The 24,091-nt window shown below is 72.8% G+C and carries 20 protein-coding genes and 1 tRNA gene; 16 read left to right on the plus strand and 5 right to left on the minus strand.

From position 1 onward, the window contains the following. Positions 1-99: 99 nt before the first annotated feature. Entirely contained in the window at positions 100-3,012 is a 2,913-nt protein-coding gene (locus OG295_RS20375) for a penicillin acylase family protein (RefSeq protein WP_371678163.1), read from the plus strand. 23 nt (positions 3,013-3,035) lie between these two features. Here OG295_RS20375 and OG295_RS20380 read toward each other — a convergent pair whose 3' ends face one another. Further along, positions 3,036-3,677 (minus strand): 5-formyltetrahydrofolate cyclo-ligase, encoded by a 642-nt coding sequence (locus OG295_RS20380; protein WP_371678164.1) that lies wholly within the window; start codon positions 3,675-3,677, stop codon positions 3,036-3,038. Positions 3,678-3,728: 51 nt separating this feature from the next. Between OG295_RS20380 and galU the strand changes: the two genes are divergently transcribed. The 8 genes from galU to OG295_RS20420 all read left to right on the plus strand — a co-directional run bounded on the left by galU (position 3,729) and on the right by OG295_RS20420 (position 10,680). Next, positions 3,729-4,631: a UTP--glucose-1-phosphate uridylyltransferase GalU gene (galU, locus tag OG295_RS20385; RefSeq protein WP_371678166.1), complete on the plus strand. Its 903-nt coding sequence runs from the start codon at positions 3,729-3,731 to the stop codon at positions 4,629-4,631. Positions 4,632-4,635: 4 nt separating this feature from the next. Next, complete coding sequence (gene glp, locus OG295_RS20390; RefSeq protein ID WP_371678167.1) at positions 4,636-5,976, plus strand: gephyrin-like molybdotransferase Glp; 1,341 nt, start codon at positions 4,636-4,638, stop codon at positions 5,974-5,976. 82 nt (positions 5,977-6,058) lie between these two features. Then, entirely contained in the window at positions 6,059-6,538 is a 480-nt protein-coding gene (gene moaC, locus OG295_RS20395; RefSeq protein ID WP_266839546.1) for a cyclic pyranopterin monophosphate synthase MoaC, read from the plus strand. Between the two features lie 128 nt (positions 6,539-6,666). Beyond that, the gene (locus OG295_RS20400) at positions 6,667-7,158 is read left to right on the plus strand and encodes a MogA/MoaB family molybdenum cofactor biosynthesis protein (RefSeq protein ID WP_266841709.1); all 492 of its coding nucleotides are present in this window, start codon (positions 6,667-6,669) and stop codon (positions 7,156-7,158) included. 17 nt (positions 7,159-7,175) lie between these two features. Then, positions 7,176-7,805, plus strand: a complete 630-nt coding sequence (locus OG295_RS20405; protein ID WP_371678168.1) for a GNAT family N-acetyltransferase — start codon at positions 7,176-7,178, stop codon at positions 7,803-7,805. A 145-nt stretch (positions 7,806-7,950) separates the two neighbouring features. Continuing rightward, a complete protein-coding gene (locus OG295_RS20410) occupies positions 7,951-8,994 on the plus strand; it encodes a hypothetical protein (RefSeq protein ID WP_371678169.1) in 1,044 nt (347 codons plus the stop codon). Between the two features lie 74 nt (positions 8,995-9,068). After that, positions 9,069-9,142: transfer RNA gene (locus tag OG295_RS20415), tRNA-Ala, on the plus strand. A gap of 221 nt (positions 9,143-9,363) precedes the next feature. Further along, positions 9,364-10,680: a CoA transferase gene (locus OG295_RS20420; protein ID WP_371678170.1), complete on the plus strand. Its 1,317-nt coding sequence runs from the start codon at positions 9,364-9,366 to the stop codon at positions 10,678-10,680. Positions 10,681-10,852: 172 nt separating this feature from the next. Here the strand turns inward: OG295_RS20420 and OG295_RS20425 are convergent, their stop codons facing one another. Further along, complete coding sequence (locus tag OG295_RS20425; RefSeq protein WP_371678171.1) at positions 10,853-11,347, minus strand: GNAT family N-acetyltransferase; 495 nt, start codon at positions 11,345-11,347, stop codon at positions 10,853-10,855. Between the two features lie 38 nt (positions 11,348-11,385). Between OG295_RS20425 and OG295_RS20430 the strand changes: the two genes are divergently transcribed. Continuing rightward, positions 11,386-12,189: an exodeoxyribonuclease III gene (locus OG295_RS20430; RefSeq protein ID WP_371678172.1), complete on the plus strand. Its 804-nt coding sequence runs from the start codon at positions 11,386-11,388 to the stop codon at positions 12,187-12,189. Here the strand turns inward: OG295_RS20430 and OG295_RS20435 are convergent. Continuing rightward, a complete protein-coding gene (locus OG295_RS20435) occupies positions 12,171-12,896 on the minus strand; it encodes a MerR family transcriptional regulator (RefSeq protein ID WP_371681244.1) in 726 nt (241 codons plus the stop codon). The genes OG295_RS20430 and OG295_RS20435 overlap by 19 nt on opposite strands. Positions 12,897-13,087: 191 nt before the next feature. Between OG295_RS20435 and OG295_RS20440 the strand changes: the two genes are divergently transcribed. The 4 genes from OG295_RS20440 to OG295_RS20455 all read left to right on the plus strand — a co-directional run bounded on the left by OG295_RS20440 (position 13,088) and on the right by OG295_RS20455 (position 16,790). Next, on the plus strand, positions 13,088-14,725 hold the full coding sequence (locus OG295_RS20440; protein WP_371681245.1) for a flavin-containing monooxygenase: 1,638 nt from the start codon (positions 13,088-13,090) through the stop codon (positions 14,723-14,725). Next, entirely contained in the window at positions 14,722-15,648 is a 927-nt protein-coding gene (locus tag OG295_RS20445; RefSeq protein WP_371678173.1) for an alpha/beta fold hydrolase, read from the plus strand. The genes OG295_RS20440 and OG295_RS20445 overlap by 4 nt, the downstream gene beginning before the upstream one ends. Further along, positions 15,645-16,529: an SDR family oxidoreductase gene (locus OG295_RS20450; RefSeq protein WP_371678174.1), complete on the plus strand. Its 885-nt coding sequence runs from the start codon at positions 15,645-15,647 to the stop codon at positions 16,527-16,529. The genes OG295_RS20445 and OG295_RS20450 overlap by 4 nt, the downstream gene beginning before the upstream one ends. Before the next feature lie 75 nt (positions 16,530-16,604). After that, complete coding sequence (locus tag OG295_RS20455; RefSeq protein ID WP_371678175.1) at positions 16,605-16,790, plus strand: hypothetical protein; 186 nt, start codon at positions 16,605-16,607, stop codon at positions 16,788-16,790. 257 nt (positions 16,791-17,047) lie between these two features. Here the strand turns inward: OG295_RS20455 and OG295_RS20460 are convergent, their stop codons facing one another. Further along, complete coding sequence (locus tag OG295_RS20460; protein WP_371678176.1) at positions 17,048-20,332, minus strand: S41 family peptidase; 3,285 nt, start codon at positions 20,330-20,332, stop codon at positions 17,048-17,050. Positions 20,333-20,512: 180 nt separating this feature from the next. Here OG295_RS20460 and OG295_RS20465 point away from each other — a divergent pair, with 180 nt between their 5' ends. After that, a complete protein-coding gene (locus OG295_RS20465) occupies positions 20,513-21,091 on the plus strand; it encodes a TetR/AcrR family transcriptional regulator (RefSeq protein ID WP_371681246.1) in 579 nt (192 codons plus the stop codon). A 149-nt stretch (positions 21,092-21,240) separates the two neighbouring features. Then, a complete protein-coding gene (locus tag OG295_RS20470) occupies positions 21,241-23,439 on the plus strand; it encodes an MMPL family transporter (RefSeq protein WP_371678177.1) in 2,199 nt (732 codons plus the stop codon). Positions 23,440-23,568: 129 nt separating this feature from the next. On the opposite strand, the gene OG295_RS20475 is transcribed toward OG295_RS20470, so the two are convergent. Then, positions 23,569-24,039 (minus strand): SsgA family sporulation/cell division regulator, encoded by a 471-nt coding sequence (locus OG295_RS20475; protein ID WP_371678178.1) that lies wholly within the window; start codon positions 24,037-24,039, stop codon positions 23,569-23,571. Positions 24,040-24,091 lie beyond the last annotated feature (52 nt).

Consider the following 24,091-nt stretch of genomic DNA (forward strand, 5'->3'; position numbering starts at 1 on the left):
TCCTCATGAGCTCGACCCCTGGCGGATCAACGGACAGGGTCCTGCGCCTATGGTTGCTCCCAGCAATCCCAGGACCACCCTGCCCCTCTAAGGACAGCGATGCCCGCCAATGAATCCGGACCTTCCGTCAAGAAGAAGGGACGACGCGCACGCCTGCTCGTGCTCGTCTTGGTCCTGGTGCTCTTGGCGGCAATCGGCTACGGCGCGTACTGGAGCGTGGACACCGTGCGCGCCTCCTTCCCGCAGACCACCGGCTCCCTCAAGGTCCCCGGTCTGACCGGGACCGTCGACGTCAAGCGCGACGAGCACGGGATTCCGCAGCTCTACGCCGACAACGACGAGGACCTCTTCCGCGCACAGGGCTTCGTCCACGCGCAGGACCGGTTCTGGGAGATGGACGTACGCCGTCACATGACCTCCGGCCGGCTCTCCGAGATGTTCGGGTCCGGCCAGGTGGAGACCGACGCCTTCCTGCGCACGCTGGGCTGGCGCCAGGTCGCCCAGGCCGAGTACGACACCAAGCTCTCGCCGGAAACCAAGAAGTACCTCCAGGCCTACGCCGACGGGGTCAACGCGTACCTGAAGGGGAAGTCCGGCAAGGACCTCTCCGTCGAGCACGCCGCCCTCAAGCTGACCGACGACTACAAGCCGGAGCAGTGGACGCCGGTGGACTCGGTGGCCTGGCTCAAGGCCATGGCCTGGGACCTGCGCGGCAACATGCAGGACGAGATCGACCGCTCGCTGATGGCGAACACGCTCTCGCAGGCCCAGATCGACGAGCTCTACCCGCCGTACCCCTTCGACCGGAACAAGCCGATCGTCGAGGGCGGCACGGTCGCGGGCGGCAAGTACGTCCCCCAGGGAACCCCGGGCGCCGGCTCGACCGGCACCGGAACGGGTACCGGAACGGGTACCGGCACCGGAACGGGAACCGGCTCGACCGGCACCGGAGCGGGTACGGGCACTGGCCCGGGTACGGGTACCGGCTCGACCGGCACCGGCACCGGTACCGGCTCGCAGGCCACCCCCAACGGCGGCAGCACCGGCCTCGCCGGCAACGCCACCGCCCAGGGCGCCACGGTCGGCCTGCGCACGCAGCTGACCTCGCTCTCCAAGACCCTGGACGAGATCCCGGCCATCCTCGGCCCCAACGGCAGCGGCATCGGATCCAACTCCTGGGTCATCGGTGGCAAGTACACGACGACCGGCAAGCCGCTCCTCGCGAACGACCCGCACCTCTCCCCGCAGCTGCCCTCGGTCTGGTACCAGATGGGTCTGCACTGCCGCGCCGCCTCGCCCCAGTGCCAGTACGACGTGGCCGGCTACACCTTCTCGGGCATGCCCGGCGTGGTCATCGGCCACAACGCCGACATCGCCTGGGGCATGACCAACCTCGGCGCCGACGTGACCGACCTCTACCTGGAGCAGGTCAAGCCCGACGGCTACGTCTACGACAACAAGGTGCTCCCCTTCACCACCCGTGAAGAGGTCATCAAGGTCGCGGGCGGCAAGAGCAAGAAGATCACCGTCCGTACCACCAACAACGGACCGCTGATCTCCGACCGCAGCGACGAGCTGGAGACCGTGGGCGTACGCGCCCCCGTCCCCACCTCCGCCCCCGACCGCGGCAACGGCTACGCCGTCGCCCTGCGCTGGACCGCCCTGGACCCCGGCAAGTCGATGGACGCGGTGTTCAAGATCGACCGCGCCAAGGACTTCGCCAGCTTCCGGGCGGCCGCGGCCGACTTCGAGGTCCCCTCGCAGAACCTGATCTACGCCGACAACAAGGGCGCCAACGGCAACATCGGCTACCAGGCCCCGGGCCGCATCCCGATCCGCACCCAGGGCGACGGCCGCATGCCGGCCCCCGGCTGGGACCCGAAGTTCGCCTGGAAGGGCGGCAAGGACGGCAACGCGGGCTACATCCCGCAGAACGAGATGCCCTGGGAGCTCAACCCGGCCCGCGGCTACATCGTCACCGCCAACCAGGCCGTCACCGAGACCGGCGCCGGCAAGTACCCGTACGTGCTGACCACGGACTGGGGCTACGGCGCCCGCAGCCAGCGGATCAACGACCTCATCGAGGCGAAGATCAAGGACAGCGGCAAGATCTCGACCGACGACATGCGCACCATGCAGATGGACAACAGCAGCGAGATCGCCGCGCTGCTGACCCCGATGCTGGCCAAGATCCAGGTCTCGGATCCGGACGTGCGCTCGGCGCAGAAGCTGCTCGAAGGCTGGAACTACACGCAGGAGAACGACTCGGCGGCGGCCGCGTACTTCAACGCGGTCTGGCGCAACATCCTCAAGCTGGCCTTCGGCGACAAGATGCCCAAGGAGCTGCGGATCGAGGGCAGCTGCGCCAACGTCCAGGAGAGCGGCGGTCCCAACGACGACCTCACCAAGACGGTCCGCGAGTGCGGCACCCGCGGCCCCGACTCGGCGCAGCCGGACGGCGGCGACCGGTGGTTCGAGGTGGTGCGCCGCCTGGTCAAGGATGAGAAGTCGCCCTGGTGGTCCTCGCCCAAGACGCTCACCAAGCCGGCGACGACCACCCGTGACCAGCTCTTCGCCCGCGCCATGAACGACGCGCGCTGGGAGCTGACGGCCAAGCTCGGCAAGGACCAGTCGACCTGGAGCTGGGGCCGGCTGCACCAGCTGAACCTGAAGAACCAGACGATCGGCACCGAGGGCCCCGGCTTCATGCGGTGGCTCCTCAACCGCGGCCCGTGGAACCTGGGCGGCGGCGAGGCCACCGTCAACGCGACCGGCTGGAACGCCTCCAGCGGGTACGGGGTCACCTGGGTGCCGTCGATGCGGATGGTCGTGAACCTCAACGACCTGGACAAGTCCCGCTGGATCAACCTGACCGGCGCCTCGGGGCACGCGTACGACTCCACGTACACGGACCAGACGACGATGTGGGCCAAGGGTGAACTGCTGGAGTGGCCCTTCGGCAAGGAGGCTGTCGACAAGTCGACCGTCGACACGCTGACGCTGAAGCCGTGACGCCGAAGCCGTAAGCCGAGGCCTCAGAAGCGCACCACCCCCGACGGGGTGGCGACCGCCTGGACGGGGTGGTCGTGCGGTTCCTCCGGGACCCGCGCGACCACCTCTTCGTCGTAGAGGAGCACCACCAGCGCCGGGTGGGTCCCGGCGCGTTCCAGCCGGGCCAGCACCCGGTCGTAGGAGCCCCCGCCGCGGCCGAGCCGCATTCCGCGCCCGTCGACCGCCAGACCGGGCAGCAGGACGGCGTCGGCGGCCGTGACGGCCTCCGGGCCGAGTGCCGGCCCGGAGGGTTCCAGCAGGCGCATCTTCCCCGGGTGCGCGGCCTCGGCGAGGCTGCCGGGGCCCTCGTAGGCTGCCCAGTCGAGGTCGTTGTCGGGCAGCAGCAGGGGCAGCAGCACCCGCTTGCCGGCCGCCCGCAGCGCGTCGAGCAGCTCGTGGGTGCCGGGTTCCGCGCCGACCGAGACGTACGCGGCCACCGTGCGCGCACCGGCCAGTTCGGGCAGGGCGAGGGCGGAGCGGGCGAGTGCGCGGGCGGCCGTGCCGCGGGCCTCGGGGGACAGGGCGCGGCGGGCGGCGAGCAGTTGTCGCCGGAGGGCGGCCTTCTCGGGCGGTTGCTCCGTCACTATGAGGTCACATACCTTTCCTATAGGTGTATATCCGGACATAATTACCGGAATCTGGCTGGGTGTTCGGCACGACCCACTATCGTTCTGCCCATGACTCAGTCGCACCCCGTGATCAAGAAGGCCGTCATCCCGGCCGCGGGCCTCGGCACTCGGTTCCTCCCGGCGACCAAGGCGACCCCGAAGGAAATGCTCCCGGTCGTGGACAAGCCGGCCATCCAGTACGTGGTCGAGGAGGCCGTCTCGGCCGGCCTGGACGACGTCCTCATGATCACAGGACGTAACAAGCGGCCCCTCGAAGACCACTTCGACCGCAACTACGAGCTGGAGTCGGCCCTCATCGCCAAGGGCGACGACGACCGGCTGAAGAAGGTCCAGGAGTCCAGCGACCTGGCCACCATGCACTACGTCCGCCAGGGCGACCCGCGCGGCCTGGGACACGCCGTCCTCTGCGCCGAGCCGCACGTCGGCAGCGAGCCCTTCGCCGTCCTGCTCGGCGACGACCTCATCGACCCGCGCGACCCCCTCCTGCGCCAGATGGTCGACATCCACGCGCGCACCGGCGGCACCGTCATCGCGCTGATGGAGGTCGACCCGTCCAGCGTGCACCTCTACGGCTGCGCCGCCGTCGAGGCGACCGACGAGCCGGACGTCGTCCGCGTCACCGGACTCGTCGAGAAGCCGGACGCCTCCGAGGCCCCCAGCAACTTCGCGGTCATCGGACGGTATGTCCTCAACCCGGCGATCTTCGGCATACTGCGGGAGACCGAGCCGGGCCGCGGCGGGGAGATCCAGCTCACCGACGCCCTGCAGAAGCTGGCCGCCGACGAGAGCGTGGGCGGCCCGGTGCACGGCGTGGTCTTCCGCGGCCGCCGCTACGACACCGGGGACCGCGGGGACTACCTGCGGGCCATCGTGCGACTCGCGTGCGAACGTGAGGACCTGGGCCCGGAGTTCCGCACCTGGCTTCACCGTTACGTCACGGAGGAGATGTAGGAACGTGAGCAGTTCCGCACCGCAGGACACCGCACCGCACCGTCTGTGGTCGGTGGACGAGCACCTCGCGGACGTCCTCGCCGCCGTCCGGCCGCTGGAGCCCATCGAGCTCCAGCTGCTCGACGCCCAGGGCTGTGTCCTGGTCGAGGACGTCACCGTGCCCGTCGCCCTCCCGCCCTTCGACAACAGCTCCATGGACGGGTACGCCGTCCGTGTGGCCGACGTCCAGGGTGCGAGCGAGGAGTTCCCCGCGGTGCTCGCCGTCATCGGCGACGTCGCGGCGGGCAGCGGCGAACTGCCCACCGTCGGCCCCGGACAGGCCGCCCGCATCATGACCGGAGCCCCGCTGCCGCCCGGCGCCGAGGCCGTCGTGCCGGTCGAGTGGACCGACGGCGGCACGGGCGGCGGCGCCGCCGCCGGGATGACCCCGGCCAGCGCCGCGCCCGAGGGCGCGGGCGGCGAGGTGCGGGTGCACCGCGCCGCCGAGGCGCGGGCGCACGTGCGCTCGCGCGGGAGCGACGTACAGGCCGGCGACCTGGCCCTGGCCGCCGGCACCGTCCTCGGCCCCCCGCAGATCGCCCTGCTGGCCGCCATCGGCCGCGGCAGCGTACGGGTGCGGCCGCGCCCCCGGGTGGTGGTCCTGTCCACCGGCAGCGAGCTCGTCCAGCCGGGTGAGGCGCTGGCCGCCGGGACCATCTACGACTCCAACAGCTTCGCGCTCGCCGCCGCCGCCCGCGACGCCGGCGCCATCGCCTACCGGGTCGGCGCGGTCGCCGACGACGCCGAGACCCTGCGCGCCGTCATCGAGGACCAGCTGATCCGGGCCGACCTCCTCGTCACCACGGGCGGGGTCAGCGTCGGCGCGTACGACGTGGTCAAGGAGGCGCTGACCTCCGTCTCCGCGGGCGACGGGGCCGTGGAGGCGGGACGCGTCGACTTCCGCAAGCTCGCCATGCAGCCCGGCAAGCCGCAGGGCTTCGGCACGGTCGGCCCCGACCACACCCCGCTGCTGGCCCTCCCCGGCAACCCGGTGTCCTCCTACGTCTCCTTCGAGCTGTTCGTGCGTCCCGCCATCCGGGCGCTGATGGGCCTGCCCGCGTCCGAGGTCAGCCGGCCGAGCGTGCGCGCCGTGCTCAAGGCCGACCGGCCGATCGGCTCGCCGGCCGCCCGCCGCCAGTTCCTGCGCGGCGCCTACGACCCCGAGAGCGGGACGGTCAGCCCGGTCGGCGGATCGGGCTCCCACCTGATCGCGGCACTGGCGCACGCGGACTCGCTGATGGTGGTGCCGGAGGACGTCACCTCGGTGGAGCCGGGGGCCGAGATGGAAGTGATCCTGCTCGGCTGAGCGCCGCCCGGTGCGGGTAGCGTGTTGCACCACAGGCCCCAGGGCTCCAGGGGGCCCGGAGCGGGAGTGGCGGCACGCAGACATGAGTACGCAGAGCAGGCTGACGCACATCGACGAGGCCGGCGCGGCCCGGATGGTGGACGTTTCGGCGAAGGACGTGACCACCCGGACGGCCCGGGCCAGCGGACGCGTCCTCGTATCGCCCCGGGTGATCGAGCTGCTGCGCGGCGAGGGCGTGCCGAAGGGCGACGCCCTCGCCACCGCGCGGATCGCGGGGATCATGGGCGCCAAGAAGACCCCGGACCTGATCCCGCTGTGCCATCCGCTGGCCGTGTCCGGGGTGACGGTGGACCTGAGGGTCGCCGACGACGCCGTGGAGATCCTCGCCACCGTCAAGACCACCGACCGTACGGGCGTCGAGATGGAGGCGCTGACCGCGGTCGCGGTCGCCGGGCTCACCGTGATCGACATGGTGAAGGCCGTCGACAAGGGCGCGGTCATCACCGACGTCCGGGTGGAGGAGAAGACCGGCGGCAAGTCCGGCGACTGGACCCGCGCGTGAACGCCCCCCGCGGCGGCGAGGTCCACAGCCACAGCCACAGCCACAGCCACGGCGACGCTCACGGCGGCACGGCCGGGGCCCCCGGGGCGGCGGCCCCGCCCGCCGCCGGGACCCCCGCACCGCGCGGGCTGGTGGTCACCGCCTCGAACCGCGCCTCCCGGGGCGTCTACGAGGACCGGGGCGGCCCCCTGCTCGCCGAGGCCCTGGAGCGGCTCGGCTTCGCCGTGGACGGCCCGCGCGTCGTCCCGGACGGCGACCCGGTGGAGCTGGCGCTGCGCGAGGGCGTGGCCGCCGGGTACGACGTCATCCTGACCACCGGCGGCACCGGCATCTCCCCGACCGACCGGACCCCGGACGCCACCGCGCGCGTGCTGGACTACGAGGTCCCGGGGATCCCGCAGGCCATCCGTGCCGAGGGCCTGGAGAAGGTGCCGACCGCCGCCCTGTCGCGGGGCCTGGCGGGCGTGGCGGGCCACACCCTGATCGTCAACCTGCCCGGCTCCACGGGCGGGGTGCGCGACGGCCTCGCGGTCCTGGCCCGGATCCTGCCGCACGCCGTGGACCAGCTCCGCGGCGGCGACCACCCCAGACCCGCGCCTACGCCCGGGAGCCCGAGCTGAACGGCCCCACCTGGCCGGTGGTGCTGGCGGACGGCGATGTCACGCTCCGGCCGATAAAGCTGCGGGACCAGCGCGCCTGGCGCGAGGTCAACCGGCGCAACCGCGACTGGCTGCGCCCCTGGGAGGCCACGATCCCGCCGCCCGCGCCGTGGGGGCCGGTCATCCAGCGGCCGACGTACCGGCAGATGGTCCGCCACCTGCGGGCGGAGGCCAACGCCGGCCGGATGCTGCCGTTCGTCATCGAGTACCGGGGACGGCTGGTCGGGCAGCTGACGGTCGCCGGGATCACCTGGGGGTCGATGTGCGCCGCCCACGTGGGCTACTGGGTGGACCGGGACGTGGCGGGCCGCGGGGTCATGCCGACGGCGGTCGCGCTGGCCGTCGACCACTGCTTCGGGAAGGTCGGGCTGCACCGGATCGAGGTGTGCATCCGGCCGGAGAACGTGCCGAGCCGGCGGGTCGTGGAGAAGCTCGGCTTCCGCGAGGAGGGGCTGAGGCCGCGCTACCTGCACATCGACGGCGCGTGGCGGGACCACCTGGTCTTCGCGCTGACGGCGGAGGAGGTGCCGGAGGGGCTGGTGCGCCGCTGGCACCGCACGCGCAAGCCGCCGCAGGGATCGCCGTCCGGGCCGCCCGAAATCAGGTAATCGCAAAAGCGTTCGAATTTCTGGCCGATTCACCCATAACCTGATCCGAAGAATCACAAAAAAAGTCCGTGATATCAGCCGGATCGTGCGACACACCGGCTCAATTGGCTGATCCCTTCGGCCGCACCCCTCTACGGTGTGGGGTGTGAGCAGCAGCGGCCTCATCTACGCAGTCATTGTCGGGGCCTGGGCCGCCTACTTGGTGCCCATGTGGCTCCGCAGGCAGGACGAGCTGAACGAAGCCCGTCCGACGGAACGCTTCTCCACTGCCATCCGGCTTCTTTCCGGCCGGGCGGGAATGGAGCGCCGTTATGCCAAGGGGCTGCGTGAGCGCGGTGAGGAACAGGCGGAGCCCCAGCCCCACGCGGACCCGGAAGCGGCGACGGAAACGGTGAATTCCGTGGACGCCGACGCCCGGGCCTTCGGCATGTCCCCGACCAGGACCGAGCCGAGAACGAGCGAGGCCGAGCGGGTCCGCCGGCAGCAGCGCCTCCAGGTGCTCGCGCGCCGCCGGCGCACCACCGCGCTCCTCTTCCTCGCCTTCAGCGGCGGGGCGATCGCCGCCGCCGTCTGCGGGCTGCGGTACCTGTGGGCCCCGGCCGTACCCGCCCTGCTGCTGAGCGCGTACATCGTGCACCTGCGGGTCCAGGAGCGGCGGCGCTACGAGTTCACGATGGACCGGCGCCGCGCCGAGGCGGCCGCGCGCCAGCTGCGCGAGAGCCGCCTGCGCCGCCGGCCCGCCGAGGAGGCCCCCGAGGCCGGTGCCGAACCGGACCCCGCGCCGCCGGTCTCCCCGCAGGAGGCCGGGCGGCGGGCCCTCGTCGAGCAGACCGACCACGCCGAGTGGGTGGACCAGCAGCGCGAGCGGGAACGCGGACCGGCGCGCGGGGACAGCTGGGAGCCGGTGCCGGTCCCGCTGCCGACCTACGTGACCGCCCCCGTCGCCCCCCGCGCCACCGGCCCGACGGCCCCCGACGGCTGGAGCGCGACCCGCTCCAGCACCGCGGAGCCGACCGACCCGCGCCTGCGCGCCCAGCCGGCCCTCCCGAAGCCGGCGCCCGGCCCGGACCAGAAGACCCCGGACCAGAAGACCCCGTCCACCCCACGCCCCCGGGGCCAGGGCCGGGGCCGCACCCCGCTCTTCGACCAGTACGAGGGCGAGGACCGGCCCCGCGCCGCCAACGAGTGACGGGGTGCGGGTGACCTGCGCGGAACGCGTTTTGGAGCACCCGCCCGGGGATGCTAATGTTTCACACGTCGCAAGGGCCTGTGGCGCAGTCTGGTAGCGCACCTCGTTCGCATCGAGGGGGTCTGGGGTTCAAATCCCCACAGGTCCACAGACGACAGTTCGCGGGTTGCTCCCGTGGGCGTCACGAAATCCCGTCCGGTCGAAAGACCGGGCGGGATTTCGGCGTTTGCGGGGCTGGCGGGAACCCGTTGCCGGTGACGCCGGTCGAAGGCCCGGTCACCCGCACCGTGTGGACGCTCGCTGTCGTCGGCCGGGCGCTGACCGGTGAGCGCCCGATCTTCCGCCCCGTGCCGGGCCCACAATGGCCGGATGCGGAGTTTTGACGGTGCGACAGGGCAGGCGTGGGCGGCGCTCGGTGGGGTGGCCGACGAGGCGGAGCGGGTGCGGTACCGGGGGGCCGGCGGCTGGGAGGGGCCCTTGCCGGTACGGGAGTTGGCGCGGGCCTGCGTGGGGGTGTGCGGGCTCGCGGCGGCGGAGCTGGGCGCCGTACGGGCGGGGGGCACGGTCCGGGACGCGGAGCCGGTGGTGGACGAGGGGGCCGTGGCGACCGCGTTCGTCAGCGAGAGGCACCTGCGGGTGGACGGCCGGGCGCCGGTCTCCTTCGCGCCGCTGTCCGGGTTCTGGCGGACCGCCGACGGATGGGTGCGGACCCACGCCAACTACCCCCACCACGAAGCCGCCCTGGTACGGGCCCTGGGTGTGCCCGCCACCCCGGAGGCGGTGCGCGGCGCGCTCGCGGCGCGTCGCGCCGTGGAGGTGCAGGAACTGGTCTGTGCCGAGGGCGGGCTGGCCGTCGCCGTGGCGCGGGAGTACGGGGAGCCGCTGCCGCTGGTGGAGACCGTACGGGGTGCCGGGCGGGGGCGGGTACTGGAGCCGGCGGTGCTGCCCGCGGCCGGGGTACGGGTGCTCGACCTGACCCGGGTCATCGCCGGACCGGTCGCCACCCGGACCCTCGGGGTGCTCGGAGCGGACGTGCTGCGGATCGACCCGCCCGGGCTGCCCGAGTCCGACGACGCGTACGCCGACACCGGGTTCGGGAAGCGGTCCGCGCTGCTGGACCTCGCGCGGGCGGACGGCCGGGCCGTGCTGGAAGGGCTGCTCGGCGAGGCCGACGTGGTGGTGTCCGGGTACCGGCCGGGGGCGCTGGAACGGTTCGGGCTGGGCGGTGGGGAACTGCTCGTCCGGTGGCCCGGCCTGGTGGTGGCGGAGCTGTGCGCGTGGGGGTGGAACGGGCCGTGGGCCGGCCGGCGCGGCTTCGACTCGCTGGTGCAGGCCGGGTACGGGATCGCCGCCGCGTGCGGTGAGGACGGCCGGCCGGGGGTCCTGCCGGCGCAGGCGCTGGACCACGGGACGGGGTACCTGATGGCGGCCGGCGTGCTGCGGGCGCTCGCGGAGGGCGGCGGGCGGCTGCTGCGGTTCTCCCTCGCGGGGACGGCGTCGTGGCTGGTCCGGGACGTGCCGAGGGACGAGGGCGAGGGCGGGGCGGCGGGATACACGGCGGAGCCGTGGCTGCGGGAGGCGGTGTCCGGGTACGGGGTGCTGCGGCACGCCGCCAGTCCCTTCGGGGAATGGGAGCGGGGGCCGTCGCGGTGGGGGACCGACACGGCCGAGTGGCTCCGCCGCTAGGGGCGGGCCCGGGCCGGGTACGGGGCGGGCCCGGGGCGGGGGTGCCGCTGCGCGGAGCCGGGCCCTGCCCCGCCCTTTCTCCGTTTCCCGGGGTTCCGCCCCCGGACCCCGTTTCGGGGGCGGAACCCCGGACCCCGCGCCTCGACCGCCGGCGGGCCCGGCGGGTGGGCGGTCAGGGGTGCAGGGGCTTCGTCATGCAGCGGCTGGACTCGTGGAAGCGGTAGTAGCCGAACTTCTCCGACAGGGAGTACCCCGACGAGAGGTACAGGGCGATCGCCTCCGGCTGCTGGTCGCCCGTTTCGAGGACCATGCGGGTGCGGCCCGCCGCGCGGGCGTCCGCTTCGAGTTCCGCCAGGATGCGGCGGGCCAGGCCCGTGCCCCGGGCCTCCGGGACCACGTACATGCGCTTGATCTCGGCGTCGCCGTCCGAGTAACCCTCGTCACTGTGCTCCTGGCGGCGCCAGCCACCGCTCGCCACCGGGGCGTCCGAGGCGTCGTAGGCGAGGAGGTACAGGCCGATCGGCGGGACGAACATCGCCGGGTCGAGGAAGGTGGCGTCGCCCTCGCCCTCGTAGCGCGTCCGGTACTCGACCTGGACCTGGGCATCGAGCTCGACCGCGTCCGGGTGGTCGTACGGTACGGCGCGGAGGTTTATACCGTGAGACATTTGAATATCGTACGGAACCATCCCGCTATGGTGCAGGGATGCTCACTGTGACCTCCGTGAATGTGAATGGGATCCGCGCCGCCGCCAAGAAGGGCTTCGTGGAGTGGCTCGCCGGATCCGATGCCGACGTCGTGTGCCTCCAGGAGGTACGCGCCGAGGAGGGGCAGATTCCGGCCGAGGCCAGGGAGCCCGAGGGCTGGCACACCGTGTTCGCGCCGGCCGCCGCCAAGGGACGGGCGGGGGTCGCGCTGTACACGCGGCGGGCGCCGGAGCGGGTGCGGGTCGGCTTCGGGAGCGACGAGTTCGACGGCAGCGGCCGGTACCTGGAGATCGATCTCCCCGGAGTGACCGTGGCGAGCCTGTACCTGCCCTCCGGGGAGGCCGGGACCGGGAAGCAGGACGAGAAGTACCGGTTCATGGAGGAGTTCCTCCCCTACCTGCGGGGGCTGAAGGAGCGGGCGGCCGCCGACGGGCGGGAGGTCGTGGTGTGCGGTGACTGGAACATCTGCCACCGGGAGGCCGACCTCAAGAACTGGAAGACCAACCGGAAGAACGCGGGCTTCCTGCCCGAGGAGCGGGAGTGGCTCGGGAAGGTGTACGCGGAGGCCGGGTACGTGGACGTGGTGCGCGCCCTTCACCCGGACGCCGAGGGGCCGTACTCCTGGTGGTCCTACCGCGGGCGGGCCTTCGACAACGACGCCGGCTGGCGCATCGACCTGCAGGTCGCGACCCCGGGGCTGGCCGGCAAGGCCGTGAAGGCCTTCGTCGAGCGTGCCGAGACGCACCCCGAGCGCTGGTCCGACCACGCGCCCGTGACCGTGGTCTACGAACTCGGCGTCTGAGGGGCCGGTGGCCTAAGGGCCGACGGGTGGGAGTGGCGCTGGTGCAGGCGGTCCATCGCCATCGTGAGTTCCGCCTCCACCACGCTCTTCGCCAGCGGGCGCAGGCGGGTGACCGGGTCGTCGGCGGTGTCGGCGCCGTCGCCGAGGTGGGTGGAGATCAGGTCGGTGAAAAGGGCCGCCAGGGCGTCCGCGTGCTCGCGCACCCGGCGGCCCGTCTCCAGGACCGCCGCGAGCGGGACGCCCTCGCGGACCAGCGCCGAGGAGACGTCCAGCAGCCGGCGGCTGACGTGCACGATCTCCTCGCCGTCGGCGGCGACGTAGCCGAGGTCCAGGGACGCGGCGAGGTTCTCCGGGGTGACCTCGCCCTCGAAGTAGTCGGCCAGGGCCTCGGGGGTCAGCCGGACGGGGGTCTCCTCCGACCAGCCGATGCCGAGCAGCTCGCCGAGCTGGCCGACGTCGCGGCCCTGTTCGAAGGCGGCGGTCAGCTCCGCTATGCCGCCGAGGGTGTGGCCGCGCTCCAGCAGGGCGGCGATGGTGCGCAGCCGGGCCAGGTGGTGGTCGTCGTACCAGGCGATCCGGCCCTCGCGGCGCGGCGGAGGGAGCAGTTTGCGCTCGCGGTAGAAGCGCAGGGTGCGGACGGGTATGCCGGCCGCCTCGGCCAGTTCATCCGTCCGGTATTCGCGCACTGTGCTCCCCGACTCGGCCATAGGGTTCTCCGCCACACGCGCAGCCTAGGGCGTACCCGCAGTAACTTTCCGGGCGCGACCCCTACCCATGGGTACGGGGCTGCTCTACCCTCCCGATTGTGCCAGTGATTGCTGGCAGTGTTGCGGTGTGGTGGCTGGGACTGCGGAAGCGGAGGGCGGCGGGCATGGGCGGCATCGACGGCATCGACGGCATGGGCGGACGCGAGCACGTACGCGTGGCGGTGATCGGGTCCGGTTTCGGCGGGCTCGGGGCCGCCGTACGGCTGCGGCGCGAGGGGATCACGGACTTCGTCGTCCTGGAGCGGGCCGGCTCCGTCGGCGGCACCTGGCGCGACAACAGCTATCCGGGATGCGCCTGCGACGTCCCGTCCCACCTGTACTCCTTCTCCTTCGCCCCCAATCCCGACTGGCCGCGGACCTTCTCCGGGCAGCCGGCGATCCGGGAGTACCTGGAACACGTCGCGGACGTCTTCGGGCTGCGCCGGCACATCCGGCTGAACCACGAGGTCCGGATGATGCGCTGGGACGCCGACGAGCTGCGCTGGGAGATCGAGACCTCCGGCGGGAACCTGACGGCCGACGTCGTCGTCTCGGCCACCGGGCCGCTGTCCGACCCGAAGATGCCGGAGATACCGGGACTCGCGGAGTTCCCCGGCAAGGTCTTCCACTCGGCCCGCTGGGACCACGACTACGACCTGCGGGGCAAGCGCGTCGCCATGATCGGGACCGGCGCCTCGGCCATCCAGATCGTGCCCGCCATCGCACCCGAGGTGGAGCGGCTCACCCTCTTCCAGCGGACCCCGCCGTGGGTGATGCCGCGCACCGACCGGGCGATCAGCGCGGTGGAGCGCTGGCTGCACCGGCAGCTCCCCTTCACCCGGGCGGCGCGGCGCGGGCTGCTGTGGGGGATCCGTGAGCTCCAGGTCAGCGCGTTCACCAAGCGGCCCGGCCAGCTCGGGCTGATCGAGTCCCTGGCCAAGGCCAACATGGCGCGTTCGATCAAGGACCCGGAGCTGCGGGCCAGGCTGACGCCCTCGTACCGGATCGGCTGCAAGCGGATCCTGCTCTCCAGCGAGTACTACCCGGCGCTCGCCCGGCCGGACGTGGACCTGGTCGCCTCCGGGCTGAAGGAGATCCGGGGCTCGGTGCTCGTGGCCGCCGACGGGACGGAGACCGAGGTCGACGCGATCATCTTCGGCACCGGCTTCCACGTGACGGACATGCCGATCGCCGACCGGGTGGTGGGCGCCGACGGGAAGACCCTGGCCGACGCCTGGAAGGACGGGATGCAGGCGCTGCGCGGGGCGACCGCCGCGGGCTTCCCGAACTGGATGACGATCATCGGGCCCAACACCGGCCTCGGGAACAGTTCGATGATCCTGATGATCGAGTCGCAGCTGAACTACATGGCGGACTACATGCGCCAGCTCGGCGTCCTGGGCGGGCGGACCGCGCTCGCGGCCCGGCCGTCCGCGGTGAACCAGTGGAACCGGCGCGTCCAGGCGCGGATGGAGCGGACGGTGTGGAACACCGGCGGCTGCACGAGCTGGTACCTGGACGCGCAGGGCCGCAACACCACCGTCTGGCCGGGGACGACGGGCGAGTTCCGCAAGGAGACGCGGAGCGTCGACCTGTCCGAGTACGAGGTCGTCCGCGGCCGGGAGAGGGCCGGAGAGACGGGCGGAGCGAGGGGGCCGGCCGCGGAGCGGGCGGCCGCGAAGGCGGGGCGCGGCGCTGCCGGCGCCGCCGCCGCGAAGGCCGGGCCCGGGGACGCCGCCGCCGCGAAGGCCGCCTCCGCGAACACCGGTGCCGGGGAGGCGGCGGCATGAGCGGGCCCGCGCACGTCACCGCCGGGCGGTACGCTCCCCCCGCCCCGGGCCGCACCCTGACCGCCGTCTCCGCCGACGGGTCCCGCCTGCACGTCGAGGTGCACGGCGCCGAAGGGGCCCCGCCCGTGGTGCTGTCCCACGGCTGGACCTGCTCCACCGCCTTCTGGGCCGCCCAGATACGCGAACTGGCCCGGGACCACCGGGTCGTCGCCTACGACCAGCGCGGCCACGGCCGCAGCCCGGCCGGCGCGAGGACGTACAGCACCACCGCCCTCGCCGACGACCTCGCCGCCGTGCTGAAGGCCACCCTCGCCCCCGGCGAGCGGGCCGTCGTCGCGGGACACTCCATGGGCGGCATGACCGTGATGGCCTCCGCGGGCCGCCCCGAGTTCGTCGAGCACGCCGCGGCCGCCCTGCTGTGCAGCACCGGGAGCTCCGGGCTGGTCGAGGGGTCCACCGTGCTGCCGCTGCCCCCCGGGCGCGTGCGGACCCGGCTGACCCGCGCGGTGCTGGGCTCGCGCGCCCCCCTCGGGCCGGTCACGCCCGCCGCGCGCGCCGTGCTCCGGTACGCGACCATGGGCCCCGGCTCCGGGCCGGACCGGGTCGAGGCCTGCGCCCGTATCGTCCACGGCTGCCCCACGGCGGTGCGCCACGCCTGGTCGGTGGTGCTGGCCGGACTGGACCTGGACGAGGGACTCGCCCGGCTGACCCTGCCCACCGCGGTGCTCGCCGGCCGCGACGACCGGCTCACCCCGGTGGCGCACGCCCGCGGGCTGGCGGCCGCGCTGCCGCACTGCGTCGGCCTGACCGAACTCACCGGCATGGGCCACATGACCCCGGTCGAGGCGCCGGAGGCCGTGACCGGCGCCATCCGCGAACTGACGTCCCGCTATCTCGAAACCGAGAAGGAGAAGACCGCGTGAGCGCTCACAGGAGTCTGGAAGGCCAGGTCGCCGTCGTCACCGGAGCCGCCCGCGGCGTCGGCGAGCTGCTCGCCCGCAAGCTGTCCGCGCGCGGGGCGAAGGTGGCGCTGGTCGGGCTGGAGCCGGAGGCGCTCAAGGAGGTCTCCGAACGGCTGCACACCGACAGCGACCACTGGTACGCCGACGTCACCGACCACGAGGCGATGGCCCGGGTGGCGGGGGAGGTCAAGGAACGCTTCGGGAAGGTGGACGTCGTCGTCGCCAACGCGGGCGTCGCCGCCGGCGGGCCGTTCGCCGACTCCGACCCCGAGGCCTGGCGCCGGGTGATCGAGGTCAACCTGATCGGCGGGGCCGTCACCGCCCGCGCCTTCCTCCCCGTACTCATGGAGAGCCGCGGCTACTTCCTCCAGATCGCCTCGCTCGCCGCGATCACCCCGGCGCCGATGATGACGGCGTACTGCGCCTCCAAGTCCGGGGTCGAGGCCTTCGCCCACTGCCTGCGCGCCGAAGTCGGCTACCGGGGCGTCAAGGTGGGCGTCGGCTACCTCTCCTGGACCGACACCGACATGGTCCGCGGTGCCGACGAGAACGAGGTCATGCGGGAACTGCGCCGGCGGCTGCCGTGGCCCGCCAACCGCACCTACCCGCTGGGCCCGGCCGTCGACCGGATCGTGGCCGGCATCGAACGCCGCTCGCCGCACGTGTACGCGCAGGGGTGGCTGCGCGGGATGCAGGGCGTGCGCGGCTACCTGCCCGGGATCATCGCGGCGTCCGGACAGCGCGAGATGAGGCGCTTCGGACCGAGGCTCGCCACGGTTTCCAAGGGGCTCGTGGGTGCGGGCGGGGCCGCCGACGAGCAGGCGCGCACGCAGCGTCACTGATCGAAATGCGAGTGATGTCCGCCCGTGAAAGTCTGGTCGAGGCCCACCACCGACACCCCTCGTGGAGTGAAGAGCATGGCTATCAAGGACCAGTTCCAGGACAAGGCGGACGAGTTGGAGAGCAGGGCGCGGAAGGCGGCCCGGCCGGGTGCGAAAGACGAGTCGCCCGAGCGCGCGCAGCCGCCCGGCGGCAAGAAGCCCGGTGCCAAGCAGAAGGCACCCAAGGTGCACGACGAGCTCGACGACAACTGGGACATCTGAACCGACGTACGCGACCTGGCGTACGAGGCAGGACGTACGAAGGGGCGCGACCCGGCAACGCCGCCGGGCCGCGCCCCCTTTCGCACGCCGTACGCCCTAGGCCGTCTCTTCCGGATCTTGCCTGGCCCGCGCCGCCCGGCACCGCACCTCGCCGCGTTGGCGGGCACCCGAGTACGTCCAGTACGAGGGCGCCCCGCCAACACGCCGATGCGCGGCACCGGACGACGCGGGCCTGACCGACAAGATCCGGAAGCGCCCTAGCGGGGCGGCAGGTTCGGGCGCCGCAGGTCCGGTACGTCCGCGTACCCGGGCGGTACCGCGGCCGGGTCCTGCTCCAGCAGTTCCAGTGCCAGGTGCACCGCGTCGTCCAGCTGGGCGTACCGGCCCTCCGCCCAGTCGAGCGGGGTGCGCAGGATCGCCAGGTCCGGTTCCACGCCGTGGTTCTCCACCGACCATCCGTACTCCGGGAACCACGCGGCGTTCATCGGCACGGTGATGACGGTGCCGTCGCCCAGGGTGTGCCGGCCGGTCATGCCGACGACCCCGCCCCAGGTGCGCTGGCCCACCACCGGGCCCAGGCCCAGCAGTTTGAAGGCCGCGGTGATCATGTCCCCGTCGGAGGAGGTCGCCTCGTCGGCGAGGGCGACGATCGGGCCGCGCGGCGCGTTGGAGGCGTAGGAGACGGGCTGGGCGTTGCGGGTCAGGTCCCAGCCGAGGATGGAGCGGGTGAGCTTCTCCACCACCAGTTCGCTGATGTGTCCGCCCGCGTTGCCGCGCACGTCGACGATCAGGGCGGGCCGGGAGACCTCCAGGCGCAGGTCCCGGTTGAACTGGGCCCAGCCGGAGCCGCCCATGTCGGGGATGTGCAGGTAGCCGCAGCGGCCGCCGCTGATCTCGCGGACCACGGCGCGCCGTTTGGAGACCCAGTCCTGGTAGCGCAGCGGCCGTTCGTCGACGAGGGGGACGATCGCGACCCGGCGGGGCCTGCCCTCGCCCTCGGCGGGCTGGACGGTGAGTTCGACGGTGGTTCCCCCGGCCGCCGCGAGCAGCGGGTAGGGGCCGGCCACGGGGTCCACGGGCCGGCCGTCGATGTGGGTGAGGACGGCGCCCTCCCGGATGCCCGTTCCGGCGAGCGGGGAGCGGGCCTTGGAGTCGGAGGACTCGCCGGGCAGGATCCGGGAGACGGCCCAGGTCCCGTCCCGGCAGACCAGGTTGGCGCCGAGGAGTCCGATGGGCCGCTGGTAGTGCGGCGGGCCCTCGTTGCGGCGTGCGGGGGAGACGTAGGCGTGGGAGGTGCCGAGTTCGCCGAGGACCTCGCGCAGCAGGTCGGCGAACTCGTCGGGGGAGGCGACCCGTTCGACCAGGGGGCGGTACTGGCGCAGTACGCCGTCCCAGTCGATGCCGCACATCTCCGGTTCCCAGAAGTAGGCGCGGATGAGCCGGCCGGCCTCCTCGAAGGCCTGGCGCCACTCGGCGGCCGGGTCCACCTCGTGCAGGATGCGCCGCAGGTCGAGGTAGACGGTGGAGTCGCCGTCGCCGGACTCGGTGGCGGGGACCGCGCGCAGGTCGCCGTCGTCGTTGACGACGAGACGGGTGCCGTCGCCGCTGGCCGCGAACCAGTCCAGTCCGGAGGCCAGTTCGCTCTTGCGCGCCTTGGTGATGTCGAAGTGCTCCAGCGTCGGCTTGCCGCTGGTGTCGGCCGGGTTGGCGAAGGTCTCGCCGAGCGCGCCCGAGATGGGCCAGCGCAGCCAGACCAGTCCGCCGCCGTGCACCGGGTGGAGGGCCGAGTACTTCGACGCGCTGACGGGGAAGGGGGTGACCCGGCTCTCCAGGCCCTCGACCTCCACGGTCACCGAGCCGTCGCCCTCGCCGCTCTCCCCCTCGACGGGGTCGAGCCCGCCCGCGGCGGGGCGGCCGTCGGCGGAGAAGGCGAAGGGGGAGGGGGTGGCCGAGGAGAGCGGCACCAGGTAGGGACGGCAGCCCAGGGGGAAGGACAGGTCGCCGGTGTGGACGTCGTAGACGGGGTCGAAGCCGCGCCAGGACAGGAAGGCGAGGTAGCGGCCGTCACGGGTGAAGACCGGGTTCTCGTCCTCGAAGCGGCCGTTGGTGACGTCGACGATCGCGCGCGGGCCGGGTCCGGAGATCTTGGCCATCTTGATCTGCCGCAGGGACCGTCCGATGCCCGGGTGCGACCAGGTCAGCCAGCAGCCGTCGGGGGAGAAGGCGAGGTCGGTGACGGGGCCGTTGATGGACCGGATGAGCTCGGTGACCTCCCCGTCGGACTCCTCCGTCGCGTCGAGGAGCAGCAGCCGTCCGTCGTTCGAGGCGACGGCGAGGCGTTCCCCGTCCGGGTCGGCCAGCAGTTCCAGTACGCGGCCCAGCTCGCCGGAGGCCAGCCGGCGGGGCTCCCGTTCCCCGGAGGCGCGGGGGAGGTAGGCGATCTCGATCGCGTCCTCGCCCTCGGCGTCGGTGACGTAGGCGACCTGTCCGCCGCTGCCGAGCATCTCGGGCAGCCGGACCCGTACGCCCGGGGTGTCGGCGATGGTGCGGGCCGGGCCGTCGCGGTGGGTGAGCCAGTACAGGCTGCCGCGCACGACGACGGCGCTGGCCCGGCCGGTGGCGTCGACGGAGAGGGAGTCGACGTTGCTGGCGGCCGGCACCTGGTAGGTGCGCCGGCCGGCGCGCGGGCCGCCGAGGCGGACGTCCAGTCTGCGGGGCGCGGCGTCGGCGTCGAGGGAGTCGACGAGCCAGAGGTCGCCCGCGCACTGGTAGACGACGCGGGTGCCGTCGCTGGAGGCGTGCCGGGCGTAGAACGCGTCGTGGTCGGTGTGGCGGCGCAGGCCGGTGCCGTCGGGGAGGCAGGAGTAGAGGTTGCCGATGCCCTCGTGGTCGGAGAGGAAGGCGATGCGGCCGCCCACGAACATGGGCGAGTCGAGGTGGCCCTCGATGTCCTCCAGCAGCCGTTGTCCGTGCAGCCACAGGCGGCCGGTGGCGCCGCCGCGGTAGCGCTTCCAGGCGGCGGGCTCGTGCGGGGGTTTTCCGGTGAGGAGCAGGCTGCGGCGTTCGCCGCCGGGGCCGTCGGGGGCGTGGACGGCGATGTCGGAGACGGGGCCCCAGGGGAGGCGGCCGCCGGGGCTGCCGTCGGTGGGCAGGCTGTAGGCCCAGGCGAAGTAGGAGAAGGGCTGGCCGTGGGAGGACACGGCGAGGATGTCGCTGCGGCCCTCCTCGTCGGGCGGGGTCCAGCCGCAGACGCGGGTGTCGGTGGCACCCCAGTGGGTGAGGCGGCGGGCGGGTCCGCCGCCGACGGGGGCGAGGTGGATCTCGGGGTCGAGGCTGCGCCAGGTCGTGAAGGCGATGTGCCGTCCGTCCGGGGAGAAGCGGGGATGGCCGACCCTGGTCCGGTCGACGGTGATCCGCCAGGCGCGGCCGGGGCTCTGGCCGGCGGGGACCAGGGGGGCGACCCAGAGATCGTCCTCGGTGGCGAAACACAGCAGGTCGTCGTGCAGGTGCGGGAAGCGGAGGTACGCGACGTCGTGACTCACCCCCCAATGCTTTCCGCGGCAGGGGGGTGCGGCAACTCGTACAGGTGATCCACGCCACCCTCCCGATCGAAACGGAACGGTTTCGTTTCGCTAGTGGGAGGGGTAGGGTTCGAGCAGTACGAAACGGTTTCGTCCGGACGGGTGGTCGTGATGAAGGGAAGCTGCCGGGTGACCGACGTCATGTCGGTTCGGCGCAGCCGGATCACCCCCGAACGCGAGGCCGAACTCCACGGGGCGGTCCTCGACCTCCTGCGCGAGGTCGGCTACGAGGCGCTGACCATGGACGCGGTCGCCGCCCGTACGAAGTCCAGCAAGGCCACCCTCTACCGCCAGTGGGGGAGCAAGCCGGAGCTGGTCGCCCAGGCGCTGCGGTGCACCCAGCCGGTCTCCCTGCGGGAGATCGACACGGGCACCCTGCGCGGCGACTTCGCGCTCATGGTCGAGCGTTCGGACGACGCGCAGATGGCCAAGGACACCGCGCTCATGCGGGGTCTGGCCCATGCCGTGCACGAGAGCCCGGAGCTCCACAGGGCGCTGCGCGACCTGCTGGTGGACCCGGAGATCAACGGTCTCCAGGAGATGCTCCGGCGCGCGGTGGAGCGGGGCGAGATCCGGCCGGACTGTCCGGCGCTGGACTTCGTTCCGCACATGCTCATCGGGGCGTTCATCGCCCTCCCCCTGATCGAGGACCGGCCGGTGGACCGGACCTTCCTCGGCCAGTTCATCGATGCCGTGGTCTTCCCCGCCCTCGGCGTCTGAGCCACCGGTCGGCGCGCCCACCCGTTCCGGCCTTCCCCGCACACGTACTTCCTGCTGCTCCTGACACGCCGCTCTCGTCGTCGGGCCGGCTTTTGACGCCCTGATCCGTCCCGGATCCATCCCACGACCTGAAACGGGAGAACCACGACGTGGCCACCTTCCTCTACCGGCTCGGCCGAGGTGCCTTCAGGCGCCGCGGCCTCGTCGCCCTCGTCTGGGTGGCGCTGCTGTTCGCGGCCGTCTTCGGCGCCGCGACCGCTTCGGCACCCACCTCCGGCTCCTTCTCGATACCGGGGACGGAGGCCCAGAAGGCCTTCGACCTGCTGGACGAGAAGTTCCCGGGCATGTCCGCCGACGGCGCGACCGCCCGCATCGTCGTCAAGGCCCCGGCGGGCGCCAAGGTCACCGACCCGGCGCCCAAGGCCGAGGTCGAGAAGCTCATCTCGGGCCTGAAGGGCGGCGCCGGCGCCGACCAGATCGCCAGTGTCGAGGACCCGTACCAGACGAAGGCGGTGAGCCAGGACGGCTCCACCACCTACGTCAGCGTGAAGTACAAGGTCAGCGGGATGGAGCTGAAGGACGACGCCCGCGACGCCCTCAAGGACTCCGGCCACGCCGCGCAGAAGGCCGGCCTCCAGGTCGAGATCGGCGGAGACGCGCTGATGGAGGCCCCCGAGACGGGCTCCGGCGAGGTCATCGGCATCCTGATCGCCGCGGTCGTCCTCGTCATCACCTTCGGTTCGCTGATCGCGGCCGGGCTGCCGCTGCTGACCGCGCTGATCGGCGTGGGCATCGGCGTCTCCTCCATCACCGCGCTCGCCAACGTGCTGGACCTGGGCAACACCACCTCCACCCTCGCGATGATGATCGGCCTCGCGGTCGGCATCGACTACGCCCTCTTCATCGTCTCCCGCTACCGCGCGGAGCTCGCCGAGGGCCGCGAGCGCGACGAGGCCGCCGGCCGGGCTACCGGAACTGCCGGTTCCGCCGTGGTGTTCGCCGGTCTGACCGTGGTCATCGCCCTGGTGGGCCTGGCCGTCGTCAACATCCCGATGCTGACGAAGATGGGTGTCGCGGCCGCCGGAACGGTGGTCATCGCGGTGCTCGTCGCCCTGACCCTGGTCCCCGCCATCCTGGGCTTCGCGGGCAAGAAGGTGCTGCCCGCCGGTACGAAGAGCAAGCTCTTCGGCAAGGGCAAGCCGGCCGGCGCCGAGCCCAAGGCCAACGGCGGCACCCGCTGGGCCCGCTTCGTGCTGCGCCGCCCGATCGTGGTCCTGCTGGTCGGTGTGATCGGCCTCGGCGCGGTCGCGATCCCCGCGAGCAAGCTGGAGATGGGCCTGCCGGACGACGGCTCCAAGCCGGTCTCCACCAGCCAGCGCAAGGCGTACGACATGCTCTCCGAGGGCTTCGGCCCCGGCTTCAACGGCCCCCTGATGGTGGTCGTCGACGGCGACAAGGCGCTCGCCGACAAGACCGCGGACCGGATCAAGGGCCTGGACGGGGTGGCGGTCGTGATGCCGCCGGTCCAGAACGAGGCCAAGGACGCGGCGATCGTCAGCGTCATCCCGAAGGACCGGCCGTCCTCCGTCGACACCGAGGACCTGGTCCACTCGATCCGCGAGGGCAACCCCGAGGGCGTGTACGTCAGCGGCCAGACCGCGATGAACATCGACTTCTCGCAGAAGATGAACGACGCGCTGCTGCCCTACCTGGCGCTCGTGGTCGGCCTGGCCTTCCTGCTGCTGATGCTGGTCTTCCGCTCGATCCTGGTCCCGCTCAAGGCGGCCCTCGGCTTCCTGCTGTCGGTCGTCGCGGCCCTCGGCGCGGTCGTCGCGGTCTTCCAGTGGGGCTGGCTCGGCTCGCTGTTCGGGGTGGAGCAGACCGGCCCGATCATGTCGATGATGCCGATCTTCATGGTGGGCGTGGTCTTCGGCCTGGCCATGGACTACGAGGTCTTCCTGGTCACCCGCATGCGTGAGGCGTACGTCCACGGCGAGCGTCCCGGCCAGGCCGTGGTGACCGGCTTCCAGTACAGCGCCCGCGTGGTCGTGGCCGCCGCCGTGATCATGATCGCCGTCTTCTCCGGTTTCCTGGGGGCCAGCGACGCGATGGTCAAGATGATCGGCTTCGGCCTGGCCGTCGCCGTCCTCTTCGACGCCTTCGTGGTCCGCATGGCCATCGTCCCGGCGGTGCTGGCGCTGCTCGGCCACAAGGCCTGGTGGCTGCCGAAGTGGCTCGACCGCATCCTGCCGAACGTGGACGTGGAGGGCGAGAGCCTGCGCAAGCACCTCGGTGACGCCGGCTCCGCCGAGGGTCCGGACAAGGACCGCGAGCTGGTCAACGCCTGACCCGCGGACGCCGCCCGACGCGACCGGCCCCGCACCTGGACTCCAGGTGCGGGGCCGGTCGCGTCGTCGGGTCGCGCGGCGCTGGGCGTCGGGCGGCGGGCCGCTTCGTCGGGTCGCGCGGCGTTGGGCCTACCGGGTGGCGGCGGCGGCGGCGGCGGTGGCGGTGGCGGCGTACGTGCGGCGCAGGAAGCGGCGCAGTGCGGCGATGTCGAACTGGATGACGGCCACTCCCTCGGGGGAGTGGAACTCGACCACCGCCTGCACCCGGCCGCAGGGCCACACGCGGACGTCCCCGGTCCCGGTCGGGGCCAGCAGGCCCGCCTCCAGGAGGGCGCGGGGGAAGACCCACTCGTTGTCGGTGTCCTCCGGGGACAGCTCGGCGGGGAAGACGACGCGGACGGCGAGCGGCTCGGCGGCGGTGAAGCGCAGGGCCACGGGGATGGCGCGGTAGAGGGGGTCGTCGCTGATGACGCGGGCGCGCACCCGCTCCTCGACGGCCGGGGCGGCGGCGGCCCTGGTGGGCGGCGCGGGTGCCGTCGCGGTGGCGGCCCCGGCGGCCCCGGCGGTGCGGCCCGGTGGATTCTCGGCGGTGGCTGACATCGACAAGACTCCTCAAAATCGGAGCAAATAAGTCCGTTTGTCCGTCCAGCGT

It is taken from the genome of Streptomyces sp. NBC_01276, from assembly GCF_041435355.1.
In the GTDB taxonomy this organism is placed as follows: Bacteria; Actinomycetota; Actinomycetes; order Streptomycetales; family Streptomycetaceae; genus Streptomyces.